General features: G+C 60.6%; 17 protein-coding genes. 12 read left to right on the top strand and 5 right to left on the bottom strand.

Going from position 1 to position 21,230, the window contains the following annotated elements:
* Positions 1–11 precede the first annotated feature (11 nt).
* Positions 12–1,289, bottom strand: coding sequence for a serine/threonine transporter (locus J1G37_RS18675; RefSeq protein WP_207044288.1), 1,278 nt, complete (start codon positions 1,287–1,289; stop codon positions 12–14).
* Between the two features lie 385 nt (positions 1,290–1,674).
* On the opposite strand from J1G37_RS18675, the gene J1G37_RS18670 reads away from it, so the two are divergent.
* A complete protein-coding gene (locus J1G37_RS18670) occupies positions 1,675–2,199 on the top strand; it encodes a cysteine hydrolase family protein (protein ID WP_207044285.1) in 525 nt (174 codons plus the stop codon).
* A gap of 4 nt (positions 2,200–2,203) precedes the next feature.
* On the opposite strand, the gene J1G37_RS18665 is transcribed toward J1G37_RS18670, so the two are convergent.
* A complete protein-coding gene (locus J1G37_RS18665; protein ID WP_207044284.1) occupies positions 2,204–2,536 on the bottom strand; it encodes a hypothetical protein in 333 nt (110 codons plus the stop codon).
* A gap of 515 nt (positions 2,537–3,051) precedes the next feature.
* On the opposite strand from J1G37_RS18665, the gene J1G37_RS18660 reads away from it, so the two are divergent.
* From J1G37_RS18660 to J1G37_RS18650, 3 genes are all read left to right on the top strand, one after another.
* The gene (locus J1G37_RS18660) at positions 3,052–4,005 is read left to right on the top strand and encodes a 2-hydroxyacid dehydrogenase (RefSeq protein ID WP_207044281.1); all 954 of its coding nucleotides are present in this window, start codon (positions 3,052–3,054) and stop codon (positions 4,003–4,005) included.
* 129 nt (positions 4,006–4,134) lie between these two features.
* A complete protein-coding gene (locus J1G37_RS18655; RefSeq protein WP_207044278.1) occupies positions 4,135–5,202 on the top strand; it encodes a phosphotransferase family protein in 1,068 nt (355 codons plus the stop codon).
* A 9-nt stretch (positions 5,203–5,211) separates the two neighbouring features.
* A complete protein-coding gene (locus tag J1G37_RS18650) occupies positions 5,212–5,979 on the top strand; it encodes an SDR family oxidoreductase (RefSeq protein WP_207044276.1) in 768 nt (255 codons plus the stop codon).
* Here J1G37_RS18650 and J1G37_RS18645 read toward each other — a convergent pair whose 3' ends face one another.
* The gene (locus J1G37_RS18645) at positions 5,980–6,423 is read right to left on the bottom strand and encodes a carboxymuconolactone decarboxylase family protein (RefSeq protein WP_207044273.1); all 444 of its coding nucleotides are present in this window, start codon (positions 6,421–6,423) and stop codon (positions 5,980–5,982) included.
* A gap of 144 nt (positions 6,424–6,567) precedes the next feature.
* Here J1G37_RS18645 and J1G37_RS18640 point away from each other — a divergent pair, with 144 nt between their 5' ends.
* Both J1G37_RS18640 and J1G37_RS18635 read left to right on the top strand, forming a co-directional pair.
* Positions 6,568–8,001: a PLP-dependent aminotransferase family protein gene (locus tag J1G37_RS18640; protein WP_207044271.1), complete on the top strand. Its 1,434-nt coding sequence runs from the start codon at positions 6,568–6,570 to the stop codon at positions 7,999–8,001.
* An 84-nt stretch (positions 8,002–8,085) separates the two neighbouring features.
* Positions 8,086–8,487, top strand: coding sequence for a cupin domain-containing protein (locus J1G37_RS18635; RefSeq protein WP_207044268.1), 402 nt, complete (start codon positions 8,086–8,088; stop codon positions 8,485–8,487).
* Between the two features lie 135 nt (positions 8,488–8,622).
* Here the strand turns inward: J1G37_RS18635 and J1G37_RS18630 are convergent, their stop codons facing one another.
* Positions 8,623–9,252 (bottom strand): DNA-3-methyladenine glycosylase I, encoded by a 630-nt coding sequence (locus J1G37_RS18630; RefSeq protein ID WP_207044265.1) that lies wholly within the window; start codon positions 9,250–9,252, stop codon positions 8,623–8,625.
* Between the two features lie 217 nt (positions 9,253–9,469).
* Here J1G37_RS18630 and J1G37_RS18625 point away from each other — a divergent pair, with 217 nt between their 5' ends.
* From J1G37_RS18625 to J1G37_RS18615, 3 genes are all read left to right on the top strand, one after another.
* Entirely contained in the window at positions 9,470–10,795 is a 1,326-nt protein-coding gene (locus tag J1G37_RS18625) for a C4-dicarboxylate transporter DctA (RefSeq protein ID WP_207044364.1), read from the top strand.
* Positions 10,796–10,903: 108 nt separating this feature from the next.
* Positions 10,904–11,605, top strand: coding sequence for an FCD domain-containing protein (locus J1G37_RS18620; RefSeq protein ID WP_105521795.1), 702 nt, complete (start codon positions 10,904–10,906; stop codon positions 11,603–11,605).
* A 17-nt stretch (positions 11,606–11,622) separates the two neighbouring features.
* On the top strand, positions 11,623–12,309 hold the full coding sequence (locus J1G37_RS18615; RefSeq protein WP_192300524.1) for a GntR family transcriptional regulator: 687 nt from the start codon (positions 11,623–11,625) through the stop codon (positions 12,307–12,309).
* A 185-nt stretch (positions 12,310–12,494) separates the two neighbouring features.
* Here J1G37_RS18615 and J1G37_RS18610 read toward each other — a convergent pair whose 3' ends face one another.
* Positions 12,495–17,363 carry an NAD-glutamate dehydrogenase gene (locus J1G37_RS18610; RefSeq protein ID WP_207044263.1) on the bottom strand — a complete coding sequence of 1,623 codons (4,869 nt, stop codon included), beginning with the start codon at positions 17,361–17,363 and terminating at the stop codon, positions 12,495–12,497.
* Between the two features lie 467 nt (positions 17,364–17,830).
* Between J1G37_RS18610 and J1G37_RS18605 the strand changes: the two genes are divergently transcribed.
* From J1G37_RS18605 to J1G37_RS18595, 3 genes are all read left to right on the top strand, one after another.
* A complete protein-coding gene (locus tag J1G37_RS18605) occupies positions 17,831–19,534 on the top strand; it encodes a DUF6543 domain-containing protein (RefSeq protein ID WP_207044260.1) in 1,704 nt (567 codons plus the stop codon).
* Positions 19,535–19,638: 104 nt separating this feature from the next.
* Complete coding sequence (locus tag J1G37_RS18600) at positions 19,639–19,989, top strand: hypothetical protein (RefSeq protein ID WP_207044257.1); 351 nt, start codon at positions 19,639–19,641, stop codon at positions 19,987–19,989.
* 278 nt (positions 19,990–20,267) lie between these two features.
* Positions 20,268–21,227 carry a MoxR family ATPase gene (locus tag J1G37_RS18595; RefSeq protein WP_017739127.1) on the top strand — a complete coding sequence of 320 codons (960 nt, stop codon included), beginning with the start codon at positions 20,268–20,270 and terminating at the stop codon, positions 21,225–21,227.
* Positions 21,228–21,230: the final 3 nt, after the last annotated feature.

Genomic DNA, 21,230 nt, shown 5'->3' with positions numbered 1-21,230 from the left:
CGTACTCAGGCTCAAGCAATCAACGAATACACCACCGCCGTAATCGCCACCAGGCCTACCGCCGTAACGAACACATTGGACGCCTGCCCACGGTACTTGGCCATGGCCGGCACCTTGCGAATCGCGTACATCGGCATCAGGAACAGAATCGACGCAATCACGGGGCCGCCCAAGGACTCGATCATGCCGAGGATGCTTGGGTTCAGCGTGGCGACAATCCAGCACACCACCAGCATGAACGCAGCGGTCATGCGGTCCAGGGTCTTCGGTGCAGGACGGCGACCGGTCTTGAGCACCAGGCCCTTGAGGCCTTCGCTGGCGCCGATGTAGTGGCCCAGGAACGACTTGGCAATCGCCACGAACGCGATCAACGGCGCGGCAAAGGCAATGGTCGGGTTGTCGAAGTGGTTGGCCAGGTACGACAGGATCGACAGGTTCTGCGCTTTCGCCTCGGCCAGTTGCGCCGGCGACAGGGTCAGCACGCAGCTGAACACGAAGAACAGCACCATCACCACCATCAACAGGTGCGCGCGGGACAGGATCTGCGAGCTGCGCTCATCGGCATGTGCGCCGTACTGGCGCTTCTGGTCCACCGCGAAGGCCGAGATGATCGGCGAGTGGTTGAACGAGAACACCATCACCGGAATCGCCAGCCACAGAGTGCTGAGCAGCGCCGAGGGCTCCGGCACCACACTGGCGGTGCTGAGGATGCCACCGGTCCAATGTGGGATCAGGTACACCGCGAGGAACAGCAAGGCGACGATAAACGGATACACCATCAGGCTCATGGCCTTGACGATCACTTGCTCACCGCAACGCACCACGGCCAGCAGGCCGAGGATCAGCACAAACGCCAGGATCGCCCGTGGCGGCGGCATGATGTGCAGTTGGTGTTCCATGAAGCTGCCGACGGTGTTGGTCAGTGCGACGCTGTAGATCAGCAGGATCGGGAAGATCGCAAGGAAGTACAGCAAGGTGATCATCGCGCCAGCGGTGATGCCGAAGTGCTCTTCGACCACGTCGGTGATATCGGAGCCGTCATGACCGGACAGGACGAAGCGGGTCAGGCCACGGTGCGCGAAGAACGTCATCGGGAATGCCAGCAGCGCCAGGATCAACAGCGGCCAGAAACCGCCCAGGCCCGCGTTGATGGGCAGGAACAAGGTGCCGGCGCCAATGGCCGTGCCGAACAGGCCCAGCATCCAGGTGGTGTCCTGGCGGCTCCAGCTTGTGAGGGTTGCAGGTGTCGATGCATAGCGTTCGTCAACGCTATTGGCCTGATCATTCATCCGGTCGGATCTCCGCATTTACACGGCCGGGACGAGTCAGAAAAACCTGACAGGCAGCGCCCCGACCATAGAAGGGGCCGGATTGTCCGGGATTCTTGTGAATAAGCAAAGACTTAGCTGAGGAACGGTGGCGTGGTATATCGACACGCCGCACCTTTGGCGGACACATTTGTTGACAACCTGGCGTCGATATCAGCATGATCGGGCCATGAACCTTATTCAGCTGCACCTCACCCGCACCACCACCACGACCGCTATCGGCGGGTCGCGCGGTGGCTGTGGGTGGTCAAGCTAAACACTTCACAGATTCAACCCAAGGCCCCGCCAGCAATGGACGGGGCCTTTTTATTGCTCCGCCCACCTGGCAATCACAAGGAGCAACACCATGGCTGACGCCCTGCTGGTCATCGACATGCAAACCGGCCTCTACGACGGCCCGCAGAAGCCGTTTGAGCGCGAACGTGTACTCGCCACCATCAACCAACTGATTCAACGCGCCCGCAACGCCAACGCGCCGATATTCGTCGCCCGCCACACCGGCCCAGAAGGCTCGCCCATCGCCGCAGGCAGCCCGCTGTGGCAGCTGTGGCAAGGCCTGGACGTAGATGAATCCCGCGACCACCTGTTCAATAAAACCCGCCCGAGCTGCTTTCTGGGGACTGACCTGGCGCAGCAGTTGAATGCGGCACAGGTCAACGAGCTGGTGATTGTGGGCATGAAAACCCAGTTCTGTATCGACACGACTTGCCGAGTGGCCGTTGAGCTGGGGTTTTCGGTGGTACTGCCCGAGGATGGCCACACCTGCATGGACACTCCAGCGCTCAACGCGCACGCGATCATCGAGCATCACAATGCGACGTTGGCGGGGGCGTTTGTGAAACGGGTCAAGGCTACGGATATTTGGGGGTGAGCGGCTAAAAAGCTGAGTGTCCCAAAGAAGAATTGTGCAGTTCGCCGTTTATGGCGTTCTGCGCAATATCCAGTTTCTCCAGGAGCTCAGCAGTTTCGTGCGCCGTCAGTGCAACGACAGGCCGGCCCCAGTCGTAATTCCTGATGACATTTATCCGAAAACCACCCGCTGCATCGAACTCCGGATACCAACCTACATCCAGTAGGAAGCCGCCAGCAAATTCAACCTGAAGCATGTCTTCTTTCAGCAGATCGACCTGCTCCGACACGGCGCCCTCCTGCAGGAGCGACAAATCGTCGTGAGTGATCGTGCCACCGGCGAACTTGAGTGAAATCAATTTGTTAACCTCCTGAATTCCTGTTCAGAAATAGGATGACCGTGGATAGCGCCACCGCTCAGTTCTATTCGAACCCAGCGACTGAGTCTGCCTTGGCAGGCACCTATACAGTGTTGATGCTCCATCACTTTCCAAGGCCTCCCATGGGTGGCTGGCGTCCCATTTTTATAGGCCTCTCTTTCAAGTATTTCAATAGCAATACCTGGCCTGTACTTGGCCGGACCGTCCAAGGTTCCGGCAATGACTGTTCTCCAGGATACAGCGGTCGGAGGGAAGTGTTTGTATCCATACGGGGTCCATTGAATCTCTTCTTCGAGCGTTGCAGGAACAGGCATCCATGTCGTCTCTGCTAGAGGGAAAGTCCGCAAAGTCTGGCCCAGCAAATACACCCGGGACGAACGGCCAGGAAATTCAGAATGGCCTTACGAAAGAAGAAAATTTTCTATCTCAGTAAAACGCTCTGTCTTACAAATCCCGCATACTCCCCCCTCAAACCCTTCAGGAAGAGCCTCCCGATGTCCACCACTGTTCTGGTTCTGGTTGAAACCATCAATGAATACCTGCAAATCATCGAGAGCAATGACTTTCATGTGATTCTGGCGCCAACGCCCGCCGAGCGCGCCCAGGCCATCAAGGCCCACGGCGGGCAGATCAAGGCCGTGCTGACCCGTGGCCCGCTGGGCTTGTACGCCGAAGAAATCGCCGCCCTGCCCCTGCTGGAAATCATCTGCGTGATCGGCGCCGGCTACGAACATGTGGACCTGCAAGCCGCGAGCAATCGCGGGATCGTCGTCACCAACGGCGCCGGTGTGAACGCACCTTCGGTCGCCGACCACGCCATGGCGCTGCTGCTGTCGCTGGTGCGCGGCATCCCGCAGACCGACGCCGCCGTACGGCGCAACGAATGGCCCAAGGTCATGCGCCCGTCCCTGGGCGGCAAGCAGTTGGGCATTCTCGGGCTGGGCGCCGTGGGCCTGGAGATCGCCAAGCGTGCAGCCCTGGGTTTCGGCATGGAAATCAGCTACCACAACCGCCAGCCGCGCGATGATGTGGACTACACCTACTGCGCAACAGCCGTAGAATTGGCGCGCACCTCGGACTTCCTGATCCTCGCCACGCCCGGCGGCGCAAGCACCCGCCACTTGATCGATCGCCACGCCCTCGACGCACTCGGGCCGAATGGCTTCCTGGTGAACATCGGACGCGGCAGCGTGGTGGTCACCGCCGACCTGGTGGCCGCCCTTGAGCAACGCCGCATCGGTGGCGCGGCCCTGGACGTATTCGACGACGAACCCCAGGTGCCCGACGCCCTCAAGCGCTTGAGCAACACCGTGCTGACCTCCCATGTCGCCGGCCTGTCGCCGGAAGCCGCCCACGACACCGTGCAGCGCGTGGCCGACAACCTGCTGGAATACTTCGCCGGGCGCCCGGTGCTCACCCCCGTCGCATTACCCCCGCCCGCAAAATGACCGATCAGGCACGCTGATCATCATCCAACACGCTAACCTATTAAGCCGCCCCGACCTTGTCGCTGGGCGGTGGTGCGCATTAGATTAGGAAATAGTCCGAGGCCTTTAGAATAAGCAGAAGGGATAAGCATGGCGCTGAACGACCAATCGACCCAGATCCGAGCAGGCGAAGAACTTGATGCCAGCCTGATCGATCCCTACCTCAAGGCCCATATCCCCGGCCTGAGCGGCACGCCGACCATCAGCCAGTTCCCGGGCGGCGCGTCCAACCTGACGTACCTGCTGGAATACCCTGGCCAGGAATTCGTCCTGCGCCGCCCGCCCTTCGGTCACAAGGCCAAGTCGGCCCACGACATGGGCCGCGAATACCGCATTCTCAACCAACTCAAGGACGGCTTTCCGTACTGCCCCAAGGCCTACGTGCATTGCACCGACGAGTCGGTGATCGGCGCCGAGTTCTATGTGATGGAGCGGGTCAACGGCATCATCCTGCGCTCCGACCTGCCGCCCGAGCTGGGCCTGGACGCGACCAAGACCGAGGCACTGTGCAAGAGTTTCATCGACAAGTTCGTCGAACTGCATCAGGTGGACTACACCGCGTGCGGCCTGGCCGACCTGGGCAAGCCCGAAGGTTATGTGGCGCGGCAGATCAGCGGCTGGAGCGATCGCTACGAAAAAGCCCTGACCCCCGACGCCCCGCGCTGGGAAGCCGTGCGCGCCTGGCTCAACGACAAGATGCCGGCCGACCACCCGACATCGAGCATCGTGCACAACGACTACCGCTTCGATAACGTGATCCTCGACCCGCACAACCCGATGCAGATCATCGGCGTGCTGGACTGGGAACTGACCACACTCGGCGACCCGCTGATGGACCTGGGCAACACCCTCGCCTACTGGATCGAAGCCGCTGACCCTGCGCCGGTGCAACTGATGCGCCGTCAGCCGAGCAACGCTCCCGGCATGCTGACCCGCCGTCAGTTCGTGGACTACTACGCCGAACGCGCGGGCATCCAGATCGACAATTTCGATTTCTACTACACCTACGGCCTGTTCCGCCTAGCCGGCATCGTGCAGCAGATCTACTACCGCTTCTTCCATGGCCAGACCCAGGACAAACGCTTTGCGCAGTTCATCCACATGAACAAGCTGCTGGAGCAGATGAGCCTGAATGTGATCGCTAAATCAGCCCTCTAAGGAACCCCCATGTCCAAGACCAACCTGTTCGACCTCGACGGCAAGATTGCCTTTGTTTCCGGCGCGAGCCGTGGCATCGGCGAAGCCATCGCCAAGTTGCTGGCCCAGCAAGGCGCCCACGTGATTGTCTCCAGCCGCAAACTGGACGGTTGCCAGCACGTGGCCGACGCGATCATCGCCGACGGCGGCAAGGCCACGGCCATTGCCTGCCACATCGGTGAAATGGAGCAGATTACCCAGGTGTTCGCCGGTATCCGCGAACAGTTCGGCCGCCTGGACATCCTGGTCAACAACGCTGCCACCAACCCGCAGTTCTGCAACGTGCTGGACACCGACCTCGGCGCGTTCCAGAAGACCGTCGACGTGAACATTCGCGGCTACTTCTTCATGTCGGTGGAAGCCGGCAAGCTGATGCGCGAGAACGGCGGTGGCAGCATCATCAACGTGGCGTCGATCAACGGCATCTCCCCAGGCGTGTTCCAGGGCATCTACTCGGTGACCAAGGCAGCCGTGATCAACATGACCAAGGTGTTCGCCAAGGAATGCGCCGCGTTCGGCATTCGTTGCAACGCCCTGCTGCCGGGCCTGACCGACACCAAGTTCGCCTCGGCACTGGTGAAGAACGACGCCATCCTGAAAACCGCGCTGGCGCAGATCCCACTCAAGCGCGTGGCCGACCCGAGCGAGATGGCCGGTGCGGTGCTGTACCTGGCGAGCGATGCGTCGAGCTACACCACTGGCGTTGCGCTGAATGTGGATGGTGGGTTCCTTTCCTGATCAAACATTCGGCGGTTGCTGGCGAAAGCTCACCGCCAGGCGGTTCCAGCCACTGATGCTGGACACCGCCATGGTCAGGTCCACCAGTTCCTCTTCGCTGAATTCCACACGCACGGAAGCAAACAGCTCATCCGACACCAGGGAGGTGGGCAACGTCGCCACCGACTCGCTCCAGGCCAATGCGGCCTTTTCCCGTGCGGTGAAAAACGGTGAATCGCGCCACACACACAGCGCAAACAAACGCCGCTCAGTCTCACCACGATGGCGCGCCGCCATCGAGTGCATGTCGGTGCAGAAGCCGCAGTGGTTGAGCTGCGAGACGCGGATCTTGATCAACTCCAGCAAAGGCTGTTCGATCGACAGGCCGAAGGTGTTCGCCTCCAGCATCAACATGGCCTTGAGCGCTTGCGGTGAAGCCGTGTAGTAATCCAGGCGGGGTTCCATGGCGTGTTTCTCTGAAATGACACCCCAGCCTAGAACCCCCACGGCATAAGCCCTATAGCCAATCGGCCGGTTTATGCGCAGACCATTTTGCACCCACCGCGCCAGCGCGTAGTCTTGGCGCAGACTGAAGCCTTGGGATACAACATGGAACTGCACGTCGTGATCAACGGCCGCAAGGATCTGGCCGAACAGCTCTACCAGCAACTGCGCGAAGCCATCAGCGCCGGGCGCCTGGCCGCCGGTGCGCAATTGCCGCCCAGCCGCTTGCTGGCCGAACAGTTGGGAGTGTCGCGCAAGACCGTGTCCGACACCTACGCCACCCTGACCTACGAAGGCCTGCTGGTGGGCAAGACCGGTCGCGGCACCTTCGTCAACGCCCATGCGCTGCAGGCGGAACGCCCGCAATCGGCCACCGACCTGGCGTGCGCCGCCAGCCTGGCCCGGTGGCAATCACTGCCCTCGCCCATGCGCCACCCCACGCGCGATGCCACGTTGCGGTACGAATTTATCGGCGGCGCCACCAGCCGCAATCAGTTCCCCCAGGACGAATGGCGGCGCTGCACCCAGGATGCGTTGCGGCGCATCGCGCAAAACAGTGGTTTCTACAGCCAGCCCGAAGGCTTGCCCGCCCTGCGCAGTGCCATCGCCGGGCATATCGCGTTCTCGCGGGGCGTCAAATGCCGTGACAGCGATATCGTGGTCACCAACGGCGCGCAGCAGGCCCTCGACCTGATCGCCCGCGTGGTGCTGGAACCGGGCAGCATCGTCGCCATGGAAGACCCCGGCTACAGCCCCGCACGCCAGCTGTTCATGGCAATGGGGGCCAGCGTCGCCAGTGTGCCGGTGGACGAACAGGGTCTCCAGGTCGATAAGATCCCCGACGGCACGCGCCTGATCTACGTGACGCCGTCGCACCAATTCCCCCTCGGCATGCCCATGAGCCTGCCACGCCGCGAAGCGTTGCTGGCGCGGGCCTTCGAGCTGGGGGCGATCATTATCGAAGACGACTACGACAGCGAATTCCGCTACGAAGGCCGCCCCACCGATTCCCTGCAAAGCATGGACAACCGTGGCGTGGTGACCTACGTCGGCACCTTCTCCAAAACCCTCCTGCCCGAGTTGCGCCTGGGCTACGCGGTGCTGCCACCGGCGATCCACGGCGCCGTGCTCAAAGCCAAGCAATTGACCGACCAGCACAGCTCCACCTTGCCGCAGTGGGCGCTGGCCAAGTTCATCAGCGAAGGCTACCTGCTCAAGCACATCCGCCGCTGCCACACCGTGTATGCCGGGCGCCGCGAGCGCATCCTGCAACGGCTGGCCGGGGACTTGTCGCCCTGGTTCGAAGCAGTGCCCACCGTGGCCGGGTTCCACATGGCGGCGTTGTGCAAGGTGGCGGTGGATATCCCGCTGCTGATTCAGCTGGCGCGCCAGGTGGAAGTAGGCCTGTACCCGTTGGACGTGTTTTTCCATGACGCGCCGGTACGCCCGGGGCTGATCATCGGCTTTGGCGCTATCGAAACCCTGGACATCGACCCGGCCCTGGACCGGGTGCGCGACATCCTGCAGCAGATTGGCTAGGGGATTTACCGCCGGATTGGTTATTGGTGCCCCCGGCCACGCGGCGTAGGGTGGACAGGTCTCGAACTACTCGGAAACTTCGCCATGAAACGACTGCTCGCTGCCTCCCTGATGCTCGCCTCCCTCAGCGCCTTTGCCCACCAACCGGTGTACAACCAGGAATCGATCAAGGTCCTGCAAGAACACGCGCTGACCAATGTGCCCGGCAAGAAAACCATCATGCTCACCGTGGACTATGCACCTGGGCAAGCCACCGTACCCCATAGCCACACCGGCACCGCCGTGGCCTACGTGCTGGAAGGCGAAATCACCTCGCGGGTGAATGATGAGAAGGCGATCACCTACAAGGTCGGTGAATCGTTCTATGAGCCAGCGGGGTCGCGGCATTTTGAATCGAGCAATGCCAGCCAGACCAAACCGGCCAAGTTGCTGGTGGTGATGGTGTTGGATGACAAGGCCGAGGTGCTCACGCCCCTGCCGAAGTAACCCGCAACACTACAAAACCCTGTGGGAGCTGGCTTGCCTGCGATAGCGGTGGGTCAGCCAACCCATCTGGTACTGACACACCGATATCGCAGGCAAGCCAGCTCCCACAGGTTGAATGGTGTTTTCTCAGCAGGTTCAGGGGCGCTTGAACTGGCGCCGTAGCTCTTCGATGCGAGGCCGGCACAGACAGCCTTCCAGATGATCATTGACCATCCCCATCGCCTGCATCAGCGCATACATCGTGGTCGGCCCCACATAGGTCCAGCCGCGTTTCTTCAGCGCTTTCGATAAGCGCACCGACGCTGGCGAGGTCGGGTTGCCCGTCCAGTACGCCATATCCACCCGCGCCGGTCGCTCCGCCTCACCCGGTTCAAACGCCCACAACCAGCGCGCCAACGACCCCGTCTCCTCCACCAGCTCACACGCCCTGCGCGCATTGTTGATGGTGGACACAATCTTCGCCCGATTACGCACAATGCCCACGTCCTGCATCAGCCGCGCGATATCGGCCTCTCCATACTGCGCCACCCGGCGAAAATCAAAGCCGTCGAACGCCGCCCGGAACTGCTCGCGCTTGCGCAGGATGGTGATCCACGCCATGCCCGCCTGGAAGCCTTCCAGGCAGATCTTCTCGTACAGCTGAACGTCATCCGCCACCGGCACGCCCCACTCGTGGTCGTGGTAATGCGGGTATTGCGGCGCCGACGTGCGGCAGGTGCAGTAGGTCTGCCCGGTGGCGTCGGTGGTCAGTCCTGGTCTATCCATCCATCACCTCGCGTGTCGTGCGGCGGATGATAAGCGAAAAATTTTCCAGGCCACCAACCGCTCAAGCATCGCCCTCCCCGACCAACTGGTCAGACCGGGCCTGGTCAACCACCGAATTTTTACTTGTGATTTCAAAAAAGCCGAGCGTAGACTGGCCGCGCACTGGACTTACCGGTAAGACCACAACAATTAAGCCCTGGAACCACCAGGGCACCGAATAGAGATCCCTCCCATGCTCAGATGGTGCTCGCGTTCGATTTTCCTGCAAGTCGTGATCGGCCTGATGCTAGGCGTTGTTTGCGGCCTGGCCCTTCCCGAATTCTCCACACAACTCAAACCCCTCGGTGACGGCTTTATCAAGCTGATCAAAATGCTGATCGGCCTGATCGTGTTCTGCGTGGTGGTCAGCGGCATCTCCGGCGCCGGGGACTTGAAGAAAGTCGGGCGCATCGGCCTCAAGTCAGTGATCTACTTTGAAATTCTCACCACCGTCGCCCTGGTGATCGGCCTGGTCATGGCCTTCAGCACCGGTATTGGCCAAGGCGCCAATATCCACCTGGAGCAATTGTCGTCCGCCGGCCTCAATGAACTGGCCGACAAGGGCCAGCACATTCGCGGCACCAGCCAGTTCCTGATGGACCTGATCCCCAACTCGGTGATCGGCGCCTTCGCCGAGAACAACGTGCTGCAAGTGCTGCTGTTCTCCGTGCTGTTCGGCAGCGCGCTGAACCTGGTGGGCGAAGCGGCATCGGGCATCTCGCGCCTGATCAACGAGCTGAGCCATGTGATCTTCCGCATCATGGGCATGATCGTGCGCCTGGCGCCGATTGGCGTGTTTGGTGCGATTGCCTTCACCACCAGCACCTACGGCCTGGACTCGCTGCAACACCTGGGCAGCCTGGTGGGCCTGTTCTACCTGACCTGTTTTGCCTTTGTCGGGCTGATCCTCGGCCTGGTGATGCGCCTATCGGGCCTGCGCATGTTGCCGCTGCTCAAGTACCTGCGCGAAGAGCTGCTGATCGTGATGGGCACCGCATCCTCCGACGCCGTGCTGCCACAGATCATGCGTAAACTGGAGCACCTGGGCATCGGCAGCTCCACCGTCGGCCTGGTGATTCCAACGGGGTACTCGTTCAACCTCGACGGTTTCTCGATCTACCTGACCCTGGCCATCGTGTTTATCGCCAACGCCACCGGCACACCGCTGTCGATGACCGACCTGATGACCATCCTGCTGGTGTCGCTGATCACCTCCAAAGGTGCCCACGGCATTCCGGGCTCGGCGCTGGTGATCCTGGCGGCGACCCTCACGGCCATCCCGGCCATTCCTGTGGTGGGCCTGGTGCTGGTGCTGGCGGTGGATTGGTTCATGGGCATTGGCCGCGCACTGACCAATCTGATCGGCAACTGCGTTGCTACTGTGGCGATTGCCCGCTGGGAGAAAGACATCGACCTGCAGCGTGCCAACAAGGTGCTTGAAGGGCAGCAAGGGTATGCCTTCCAGGCCAAGAAACCGGTGTTGCCGGCGCATCAGGAGTTCTGATGCATTCCTGAGGACAACACACATCAATGTGGGAGCTGGCTTGCCAGCTCCCACAGGGGATTGTCGCTGGATTAACTATTGTGTTTGCAACATAAAGGAGAGGTAGACGTGATCAGCACCTCAACCGTCGTCAATTCAGTGGTAGAAAAACTCCGCGCCGCCTTGGCGCGCGGCCAGTGGCGCCGCGGTGAAATGCTCCCCGGGCAACGCGAGCTGGCCGAACAGATGGGCATCAGCCGCCCCAGCCTGCGTGAAGCGGTGATTGTGCTGGAAACCCTTGGCCTGGTGCGCTCCATGCCCGGCAAAGGCGTGGTGGTGCTGGAAACCAGCGTCAGCGAACCCCAGTCCAGCGATGCCGTGGCCGACGCGAGCCTGGAAGATATCCTGCAACTGCGCTACACCCTCGAACCCTTCATCGTCGGTCTCGTCGCCCAATCCATCAGCAGCAAGGAAGTCGGCCAACTGCGCCTGACCCTGATGGACATGCGCGAAGCCCTCGACGCCGAAGACGCCGAGGCCGGCATGAACGCCTACATCGGCTTCCACGAAGAACTGTTCGCCCTGACCTCCAACCCGATTTTCCAGAACGTGGTGCAGCAAACCAGCAACGCCCTCAAGCAGAGCGCCCAGGTGCTGCGCAACTCGCCGGAGCACCTGGCCGAACGCCTGCGCGAAAACGAGGCAGTGGTGCGCGCCATCCGCAACAAGAACAGCGCCCTGGCCAGTGCCGAGATGCGTCGGCACATCCTGCAGGAAGGCCTGCGCATGGGCATTCGCTTGAATATCCCGGATGACCATCTGGGCAGCTGATTTATTGGAGACCGGCCATGACCGCTTACGCGTTGCAACGCGACCCTATCTTCCCTGCCCTGCGCTTGATCGCCGGTAAAAAGCCTTCCGTGGATGACATCTACCCGCGCCTGTTCGATGCCATCCTCGAACAACGCATTGCGCCAGCCAGCCGTTTTACCGAAGAGAGCCTGGGCGAGACCTTTGGCGTCAGCCGCAGCGTGATCCGCCGAGTGCTGGCAAAACTGTCGCACCAGCAAGTGATCATCCTGCGCCCGAATCAGCGCGCCCAAGTAGCTGCACCGGACGCCCAGCAAACCCGGCAGATCCTCGAAGCGCGGCGCCTGACCGAAATCACCGTGGTGCAATTGGCCTGCGTGCACGCCACGCCAACACAAGTGCGCCAGTTACGCGAGCTGATCGCCCGCGAGCGCGAGTGCATCGAGCGCGACCAGCGTGGGCCGGCGATTCGTTTGTCCGGGGAGTTCCACCTGCAATTGGCCGCGATGGCGCGCAACGCACCGCTGGCACAGTTCCTCAACAGCCTGGTGCCGTTGACGTCGTTGGTCATTGCCCAGTACGAGGCGAAAGCCTGCACTTACTGTGCGTGGCAGGAGCATGTGGCGATTGTGGATGCATTGGAGCAACGCGACGCCACCGCCGCCGTGAGCCTGATGACCCAGCACCTGGACCACCTGGAATCCAAATTACTCAAACACCACTGATCCCAAGGGATAAACACATCCAAATGTGGGAGCTGGCTTGCCTGCGATAGCGGTGGGTCACCCAACACATATGTCACTGATACACCGCTATCGCAGGCAAGCCAGCTCCCACAGTGATCGCATTCCAATTCAAAAAAAAAGCCCCCGTATCTCGCGATACGGGGGCTTTTGTTTTCAGCGTTGGATCAAACCGGCTGCAACACCGACTGACCACTCAACGCCAGGTCCAACAACTCACGGTTGGCCACCGCGTACATGGCGTAGTCCGTGCCCACAGCAGCACGAATTTCTACCATCATCGACACCCAACGATCAGCCATGTCCTTGTGCTGCTCAAGCCACAGGGCCACACGGGCTTCCATGTCTTGTGGCGCGTCGGCCATTTGCAGGACCGAAATGGTGATCGCCCGTTGCTGCCAGTCCACATCGTCGCGGAACGCTTCGCGGGCCTGGGCCTGCCAGTTGTTGGCCACGGGCAGATCGCTGATCTGCTGCAGGTACCACGGCAGGTCCAGGGCGCTGCCCACGGCGAAGTACGCCTTGGCCACTTCGGCGGCATCATGCCCGGTGACGTCGGCGGCTTCGATGATCGGCAGCAAGGTGTACAGGTGGGTAGTGCCTGCAACCATGCGCGCCAACAACTCCGGCACACCGGCTTCGGTGTATTTGCCGTAGCGGTTCTGCCAACCTTCGCGGGTCGGGCCTTCCAGCAGTTCGTCGAGCTTGAGGCCCAACGCTGCCAGGTGCGGACCGAAGTGCGCGGTGTCACGGCCAGCGTCCTGCTCGTTGCGACGGCTGCGCAGGAACCAGCGCGTAGCACGGCGGCCCAGGCGCATCAGTTCGTCCATCAGCTCCAGTTGCACGTCGGCAGAAACCTGGTGGTCCAGGGCTTCAATCTGACGGAACCAGTGCGGGAGGTGGAAGATGTCACGCACGATCACATACGCGCCCGCCACGTTCGCCGGGCTCATGCCGGTCGACTCTTTGAGGCGTTGAACGAAGGTGATGCCCATGTGGTTGACCAGGTCGTTAGCGATCTGGGTGCTGACGATCTCGCGCTTCAAGCGGTGGCGACGCATGGCTTCGCCGAACTTGGCCACCAGGCTCGGTGGGAACGCGGTCTCCATGTCGCGGGTCAGGTAGTCGTCATCCGGTACCAGGGACTTGAGCAGCGCTTCCTTGAGGTCGATCTTGCTGTAGGAAATCAGCACCGACAGCTCTGGACGGGTCAAGCCCTTGCCGGTCGCGGCGCGCTCGACGAGCTGCTCCTCGGTCGGCAGGTACTCGATGGCGCGGTCCAGCTTGCCACGGCCTTCCAGGTCGCTCATCAGGCGCTTGTACTCGGCCGCACGCTCGTAGGCACGGCGCGCGGCCAGGGACAGGGCCTGGGTCTGCTTGTAGTTGTTGCCCAACACCAGGCTGCCGACTTCGTCGGTCATGCTCGCCAGCAACTGGTTGCGTTGCTTGTCGGTCATGTCACCGGCCTGCACCACTTCGTTGAGCAGGATCTTGATGTTCACTTCGTGGTCGGAGCAGTCCACACCACCGGCGTTGTCGATGAAGTCGGTGTTGGAACCGCCGCCATTGAGGCCGAATTCCACACGACCCAACTGGGTCATGCCGAGGTTACCGCCCTCGCCCACCACCTTGCAGCGCAGCTCGTTGCCGTTGACGCGCAGCGCGTCGTTGGCCTTGTCGCCCACGTCGGCATGGCTTTCGCTGCTGGCCTTGACGTAGGTACCGATACCGCCGTTCCACAACAGGTCCACCGGCGCCTTGAGCAAGGCGTTCAGCAGTTCGGTCGGGGTCAGCTTGTCGGCCGCGATGTCGAAGCGTTCTTTCATCTGTGGCGAGATGGCAATGCTCTTCGCGCTGCGCGAGAAGATACCGCCGCCTTCGGACATGATGCTGGTGTCGTAGTCGGTCCAGGCCGAACGCGGCAGCTCGAACATGCGCTGGCGCTCGACAAAGCTGGTGGCCGGGTTCGGGTTCGGGTCGATGAAGATGTGCAGGTGGTTGAAGGCCGCGACCAGTTGCAGCTTGTCGGACATCAACAGGCCGTTACCGAACACGTCACCGGCCATATCGCCGACGCCCACCACAGTGATGCTGTCTTCCTGCACGTTGATGCCGCGCTCACGGAAGTGACGCTGCACACCGACCCACGCGCCCTTGGCGGTGATGCCCATTTTCTTGTGGTCGTAACCCGCCGAACCACCGGAAGCAAACGCATCGCCCAGCCAGAAGCCGTAGTCGATGGCAATGCCGTTGGCGATGTCGGAGAAGGTCGCCGTGCCTTTGTCCGCTGCCACTACCAGGTACGGGTCGTCGTCGTCATGACGCACGACGTTGGCCGGTGGCACCAGGGCGCCGTCCTTCAGGTTGTCGGTGATGTCCAACAGGCCGGAGATGAAGATGCGGTAGCAGGCGATGCCCTCGGCCGCGATCTCGTCACGGCTGCCGCCCAATGGCAGGCGACGCGGCAGGAAGCCGCCCTTCGCGCCCACTGGCACGATGACCGAGTTCTTCACTTGCTGGGCTTTAACCAGGCCAAGCACTTCGGTACGGAAGTCTTCTTCACGGTCGGACCAGCGCAGGCCACCACGGGCCACGTTGCCGAAGCGCAGGTGCACGCCTTCAACCCGTGGCGAGTAGACGAAGATTTCAAACTTCGGCACTGGCTTAGGCAGCTCGGGAATGGCACGCGGGTCGAACTTGAAGCTGAAGTACGACTTGTTCTGGCCGTTGGCGTCGGTCTGGTAGAAGTTGGTGCGCAGGGTGGCCTTGATCAGGTCCAGGTAGCGACGCAGGATGCGGTCTTCGTTGAGCACCTGAACATCGTCCAGGGCGCTGAGGATCGCTTGTTCCAGGCGTTGCTGCTTGTCTTCCAGGTCTTCGGCCGTGAGCTTGCGCGCCAGGTAGAAGCGGGTCTTGAACAACCGGGTCAACTCGCGGGCGATGTCGGTGTGGTTGTTCAGGGTGCTGGCGATGTAACCGAGGTCGAAGCCCAGGCGGATCTGCTTGAGGTAACGGGCGTAGGCACGCAGCAGAGCGACGTCGCGCCATGGCAGGCCGGCAGTCAGTACCAGGCGGTTGAACGCATCGTTCTCGGCGTCGCCATGCACGATGTGCACGAACGCATCCTGCAGGGTGTCGTTGAGCTGCTGGATATCCAGGTTCACGCCTTCGGCGGCGATAAACGCAAAGTCATGGATCCAGAACTCGCGGCCATTGGCGTGGCGCAGGCGGTACGGGAACTCGCCCAGCACACGCAGGCCGAGGTTTTCCAGGATCGGCAGCACGTCAGACAACGCCAACGGGGTGTCCGCATGGTAGAGCTTGCAATGCAGCTCACGCTGGCCCGAGACCTGCCCCAGCGGCTGATAAAAGCTCATCACCAGCGGGTTGGCTTCGGTCAGGCTGTTGAGGTGCTGCATGTCGACCACGGCCGAATGCGCGGCGAAACGCTCGCGGTAGCCGGCCGGGAAGCCTTTCGGGAAATCCGCCAGCACGTTGGTGCCCTGGGCTTCGCCGAAGCTTTCTACCACCAGGCTGGCGTAGTCGTCCTGCCAGCTGCGGCAGGCCTGCACCACTTCTTTTTCCAGCTGCAGCGGGTCGATGTCGAGGCGGTTCTTCGGGTCAACCCGCAGGATCAGCTGTACACGCGCCAGCACGGATTCGGAGAAGAAGGTCCAGAATTCGCAGTCCGAGGCTTTCAGGCGATCCATCAGCACTTGCTGGATCTTCTGGCGCACTTCGGTGGAGTAGATGTCACGCGGCACATAGGCCAGGCAGTAGCAGAAACGACCGTACGGGTCTTTGCGCAGGAACACGCGGATCTTGTTGCGCTCCTGGATCTGCACGATGGACATCACGGTGCTGAACAGCTCGTCCACCGGGGTCTGGAACAGGTCGTCGCGGGGCAGCACTTCAACGACTTGCGCCAGTTCCTTGCCCAGGTGCGCCTTGGCCTGGAAGCCCGAACGGCGTTCGATCTCGGCCACCTTGCGACGGATATACGGGATCACTCGCACGCTTTCGCCGTACACCGAGGAGGTGTAGAGGCCCATGAAGCGGTGTTCCTTGATGACCTTGCCGTCGGCACTGATCTCACGGATCGACACGTAGTCCGGGTAGGCCGGGCGGTGTACGCGGCTTGGGTGCGCCGCCTTGGCGAACGACAGCACGGTCGGTTCACGCAGGTAGTTCACCGCATAGTCTTCGATACGCAGGTCTTCGGCGGTCAGGCCGGCACGCAGCAGCTTGGTCAGACCGAGGAAGGAGCTGGCGTCATATTCGATATGCCCGCCGTCCGCCTCGTCACGTACCACAAACTCTTCATAGCCGAGGAAGGTGAAGTGGTTGCCCACCAGCCATTCCAGGAAGCTCTTGATCTCGGCCTTTTCTTCGCCGTCGATGCTGAACTGGCTGGCGTCGATACCGGCCAGCAGGTCCTGGACCTTGGCTTTCATCGGTTCGAAATCAGCCACGGCCACGCGCACTTCGCCCAACACCTGCTCAAGCTCTTTGCTCAGCACGTTGAGTTCGGCGGCGTTGGCGCAACGGTCGATTTCCAGGTACATCAGCGATTCTTGCTGGATGCCTTCGCCCTGGGTGCCTTTTGGCAGGATTTCCAGCAGCTCGCCCTTGCTGCCACGACGCACGCTGAGCACGGTGGTTTGCAGGGTGTGGATGCTGTAGCCACGGCGGTTCAGCTCGGTACGGACCGAGTCCACCAGGAATGGCAGGTCATGGTGCAGCACTTCGACCGCAGTGTGGGTCGATTGCCAGCCATGACGTTCGTAATCGGGGTTGTACACCCGCACTTGCGGTTGGGTGTGGTCAAAGCGCTCAAGCAGGCGCCACGCAGAGAGGGTGCAACCGGCCAGGTCGGAAAGGCGACGCTGGGTCAGTTCGTCCAGAGAAATGATGCCGAAGAATTGTTCAGCGAACAGCGCCACTTGTGGCAGTGCCTGTTCACTGATGTGCTGCGCCAGTGCCGCTTGCAGTTGATGCTGGAAGTCGGCCTTGCTGGCTGCGGTGAAGAACGCCATCTGTGGTACTCCGCTTGGGCTTGTTATTGATGAAAGCGTCGCGTGTTATCCCCTTGCGGGGAGACCGTCAGCTCTGTTCGCAGGTTAACCATAGCGAATCGGAGTGACAGGAGGGTGAAGCTGCAAGAGACCGTCAGGTCACATGCAACTACCACGGGATGCACACTTGCCGGGTGACGGTACGACGGGCAGGTCAGACGCTCAGCACAGGGCACATCCGTTGCGCAGCTTAACGAGTGTAGGAAGCCTGATGCTTGCTGCACTGCGACATATTCGTTCACCCGCACGCTGGTGCTGGTTGCACCAGGAGCAACCCAAGCTCAAGAGACTTGAGTCGATGCGCAGTTCCCTATGCACTCCAAACCCCATATCCCCTGACACAGTGGAACTGTCAGCCATGGTGGTGCCACCCAGAGGGGGCGTCAATGACTTCAAGGAAGATCTCTATTCATTATTGAGAGGTCTGTATGTCTATCACATCGACAACTGCCAACCCATCGCCAAACCCTGCCCCGCCGACCACCGACCAAATACACGAGGGCGACAATACACAACAACCGAATCTCTTCTACGCCTGGCTGAACGAGCTGAACAAACAAGCACAAACAAAGGCAGTCCTCACACCCGAAGGTGCCTCAAAGGCCTACTTTCAAGAGCCGGTAAAACGCAATGAAGCGCTGGATAATTTCGCCAGAAACTACACGCCCATGAAAACGGATAACGAGATCACCGCAGAACAGGTAAAAGCCCATATCGAAGAAAAATTCGGGCTCAGCGACATTGACCCCGACAAGACCTTTTTGGTCACCATGGTGTTCAAGTACACAAGTGATAGAGAACCTAATAAAGGCGTCATCACTCAAAAGATATCGTTAACCGACGCCGCCCGGCTCAATATACAAGGCATCAAACTGCCCTTCTTCAGTGGCCCGGACTCCCACAGTGAATACCCTCATCCCGCACCCCCGATTACAATAGACGCGAAGTCTCGACATAACGGGCCGCCAAACGCTGACGGTAGCTACACAACGCCGGATAACTTCAGGTATGACAAATGGACCCATGGTATTTACACAGAGCCTTATCCAGGGTCACCCGACACCTATGACTCTAGGAACCATATCTACTCGATAGACCCTAAAGAGTTCAAACAGATGGTATGGGACAACGCCTATAAAAAACCTTACGACGATTACCTGAAGGGGCACTGGAACGCTAATACACGTGCCGAGTTTACTTCCACATCCACCGTCGCTTACCTGACAGCTGCGCATATTCAGCATCACGACAAATCATTGACCGAAAACGACAGAAAAATTGCCATGGCCGTAGCCGGCCTGCCTCCTGACAAAACATACCTGAGCGCGACGCCCGACGATTTGAAACAACCTTATAAGGCCGACCCGAACCTGGAAACCAAATTCCTGACGTTCAGCGGCTTCCAATCGAGAATACTCTACACACGCGACAAAACGACCGAACGAACACTTTTATACATTCCTGGCCAAATGCCTCCCATGCAGGGTTTTGACTCGGTTATCGCCATGAATCGATGGCTGGGGGAACAGTTGAAGGACCCACAAAAGGCCGAGGCATTTAAAATTCACTTTCGGCCAGAGGATCGTCCCTCTGTCGGCCCCGTTGCTGGGCCGTTTGGGGGGGTGTCTCAGGGCGTGGATGCGCGAATTGATCTTACGACCAGGCGCCTGAATGAATATTTAGACGAAGATGAGCTGGAAGAAGAAGGCTATTGGAATGAGGGCCGCCTGTTTGATGGGCAAGTGATCGAGAATAACCCCTTTGAAGAGCTTCAACACCGCACAGAGAAGGCAGCCAAAGCCGCGACCGATCAGCGATTCGTACTCAATAGCGACCATACAAAAAACAAGGTGGTGGATTGGTTGAAAATCGCCGCTTACGGTTTATTGGTTCTCGCCCCCCTAGGATTGGCTTTCCCTCCCGTCGGTGTAGCACTTACGGTAGCGGCTACTGGTCTCGGCGCGGCGGAGCTTGGGATCGGCATCGATGACAAGATCAACAATCGGCCAGGCGGCACCGAACGCATTTTCAGCGGTGCCATCAATACCGGCAAGCCCATACTGAGTGAAGGTTTCGGCATAGCCTTCAAACCTGTTTCGGGCGCCATCAAGACGGCTGTATTCAAGAGCTGAGGCCATAGGCCCGGGATGGCTACTCACGCGAACCTCACTTAAAGCGGCACAAAAACATGGGCAATGGCAGAATTGCCCCCTACCGCCCGTAAACAGGACTGCCCATGCAAATCACTACCGCCTATCTCATCGTCAACCCGTGCGATGACGAAGAAGACAACATGGCCATGCTCTGCTGCCACGGCAAGAACGGCGAGATGTTCATGCTCACCCGTTACCCGGATGAAGACGAAGTGGAACTGACCTGGGACTACGAACCCTCGACCCTGGACGGGCTGAAGGTCACCCTGGGCGACACGACCCTGTTGGTGGAACTGGCTGCCGGCGACGCCGACGCGCTGGGCGGCAAGGACCAATTGCAGGTCACCCACGCCACTGCTGCGGCAGACCTGGCCGAAGTGGAAGAAACCCTGCAAAACATCCTCAACGGCACCGGCACCTTCACCCGAATCTAAGCTGCACAAGAGATCAAATGTGGGAGCTGGCTTGCCTGCGATGCAGGCGCCTCGGTTTGTCAGCGATACCGAGGTGATGCTATCGCAGGCAAGCCAGCTCCCACAGGGACCGAGCCGCATCAGTAGAATTTGTGCTCCACACACAAAAATCCTACAAGTTTTCCTAAAAATACCCCGCGCGCCGTTAGTCGCCACACCCCGCGATGCATTAAAGTAAGCCTCCCTAGCCCGGCGTTTTGACTCGACCCCAGGGCGCACCTCTCCAGGAACCGTCATCGATGGAACATCGTGAAGCGCTGCTCGCGCTGCGAACCTTTCTTTCTACGCAGATTCTCGGCCAGGAAAAACTCATCGATCGCCTGCTGATCGCCCTGCTCGCCGACGGCCATATGCTGGTAGAAGGCGCACCGGGCCTGGCCAAGACCAAGGCCATCAAGGAGTTGGCCGAAGGCATCGAGGCGCAGTTCCATCGCATCCAGTTCACTCCCGACCTGCTGCCGGCCGACATCACCGGCACCGAGATCTATCGCCCGGAAACCGGCAGTTTCGTGTTCCAGCAAGGGCCGATCTTCCACAACCTGGTGCTGGCGGACGAAATCAACCGCGCGCCGGCCAAGGTGCAATCGGCCCTGCTCGAAGCCATGGCCGAGCGCCAGGTCAGCGTCGGGCGCAGCACCTACGAGCTGTCGCCGCTGTTTTTGGTGATGGCCACGCAAAACCCGATCGAGCAGGAAGGCACCTACCCGCTGCCCGAAGCCCAGCTCGATCGCTTCCTGATGCACGTGAAAATCGGCTTCCCGGACGCCGCCGTCGAACGGCGCATCCTGCAACAGGCCCGCGGCGAAGCGCTCAACGGCGAAACCAAGCCCGAGCGCCGGGTCAGCCAGCAAGCCATCTTCGCCGCCCGCAAGGAAATCCTCGGCCTGTACATGGCCGACGCGGTGGAGGAATACCTGGTGCAACTGGTCATGGCCACGCGCACCCCGGCCAAGTTCGACCCGGAGATGGCCGAATGGATCGCCTATGGCGCCAGCCCGCGCGGTTCCATCGCCCTTGACCGCTGCGCACGCGCCCATGCCTGGCTGGCCGGGCGTGACTTCGTGAGCCCGGAAGATATCCAGGCGGTGCTGTTCGACGTGCTGCGCCATCGCATCATCCTGTCGTTCGAAGCCGAAGCCGCGGGCATTGACCAGGACCGCGTGGTGCAACGCATTCTTGACGTCGTTGCCGTCGCTTGAACC

Origin of the sequence: Pseudomonas sp. Marseille-Q1929 (assembly GCF_017316265.1) — a bacterium.
Lineage (GTDB): Bacteria > Pseudomonadota > Gammaproteobacteria > Pseudomonadales > Pseudomonadaceae > Aquipseudomonas.
The sequence above is the reverse complement of the archived record's forward strand: the minus strand, read 5'-3'. Positions and strand labels throughout refer to the sequence as shown.

What these genes read in the sequence shown, in the direction of transcription:
- J1G37_RS18610 (WP_207044263.1), bottom strand. Translation starts at nt 17,363, where the DNA reads ATGGCGTTCTTCACCGCAGCCAGCAAGGCCGACTTCCAGCATCAACTG.
- J1G37_RS18655 (WP_207044278.1), top strand. Translation starts at nt 4,135, where the DNA reads ATGGCGCTGAACGACCAATCGACCCAGATCCGAGCAGGCGAAGAACTT.
- J1G37_RS18645 (WP_207044273.1), bottom strand. Translation starts at nt 6,423, where the DNA reads ATGGAACCCCGCCTGGATTACTACACGGCTTCACCGCAAGCGCTCAAG.
- J1G37_RS18640 (WP_207044271.1), top strand. Translation starts at nt 6,568, where the DNA reads ATGGAACTGCACGTCGTGATCAACGGCCGCAAGGATCTGGCCGAACAG.
- J1G37_RS18670 (WP_207044285.1), top strand. Translation starts at nt 1,675, where the DNA reads ATGGCTGACGCCCTGCTGGTCATCGACATGCAAACCGGCCTCTACGAC.
- J1G37_RS18635 (WP_207044268.1), top strand. Translation starts at nt 8,086, where the DNA reads ATGAAACGACTGCTCGCTGCCTCCCTGATGCTCGCCTCCCTCAGCGCC.
- J1G37_RS18600 (WP_207044257.1), top strand. Translation starts at nt 19,639, where the DNA reads ATGCAAATCACTACCGCCTATCTCATCGTCAACCCGTGCGATGACGAA.
- J1G37_RS18595 (WP_017739127.1), top strand. Translation starts at nt 20,268, where the DNA reads ATGGAACATCGTGAAGCGCTGCTCGCGCTGCGAACCTTTCTTTCTACG.
- J1G37_RS18675 (WP_207044288.1), bottom strand. Translation starts at nt 1,289, where the DNA reads ATGAATGATCAGGCCAATAGCGTTGACGAACGCTATGCATCGACACCT.
- J1G37_RS18630 (WP_207044265.1), bottom strand. Translation starts at nt 9,252, where the DNA reads ATGGATAGACCAGGACTGACCACCGACGCCACCGGGCAGACCTACTGC.
- J1G37_RS18605 (WP_207044260.1), top strand. Translation starts at nt 17,831, where the DNA reads ATGTCTATCACATCGACAACTGCCAACCCATCGCCAAACCCTGCCCCG.
- J1G37_RS18615 (WP_192300524.1), top strand. Translation starts at nt 11,623, where the DNA reads ATGACCGCTTACGCGTTGCAACGCGACCCTATCTTCCCTGCCCTGCGC.
- J1G37_RS18660 (WP_207044281.1), top strand. Translation starts at nt 3,052, where the DNA reads ATGTCCACCACTGTTCTGGTTCTGGTTGAAACCATCAATGAATACCTG.
- J1G37_RS18650 (WP_207044276.1), top strand. Translation starts at nt 5,212, where the DNA reads ATGTCCAAGACCAACCTGTTCGACCTCGACGGCAAGATTGCCTTTGTT.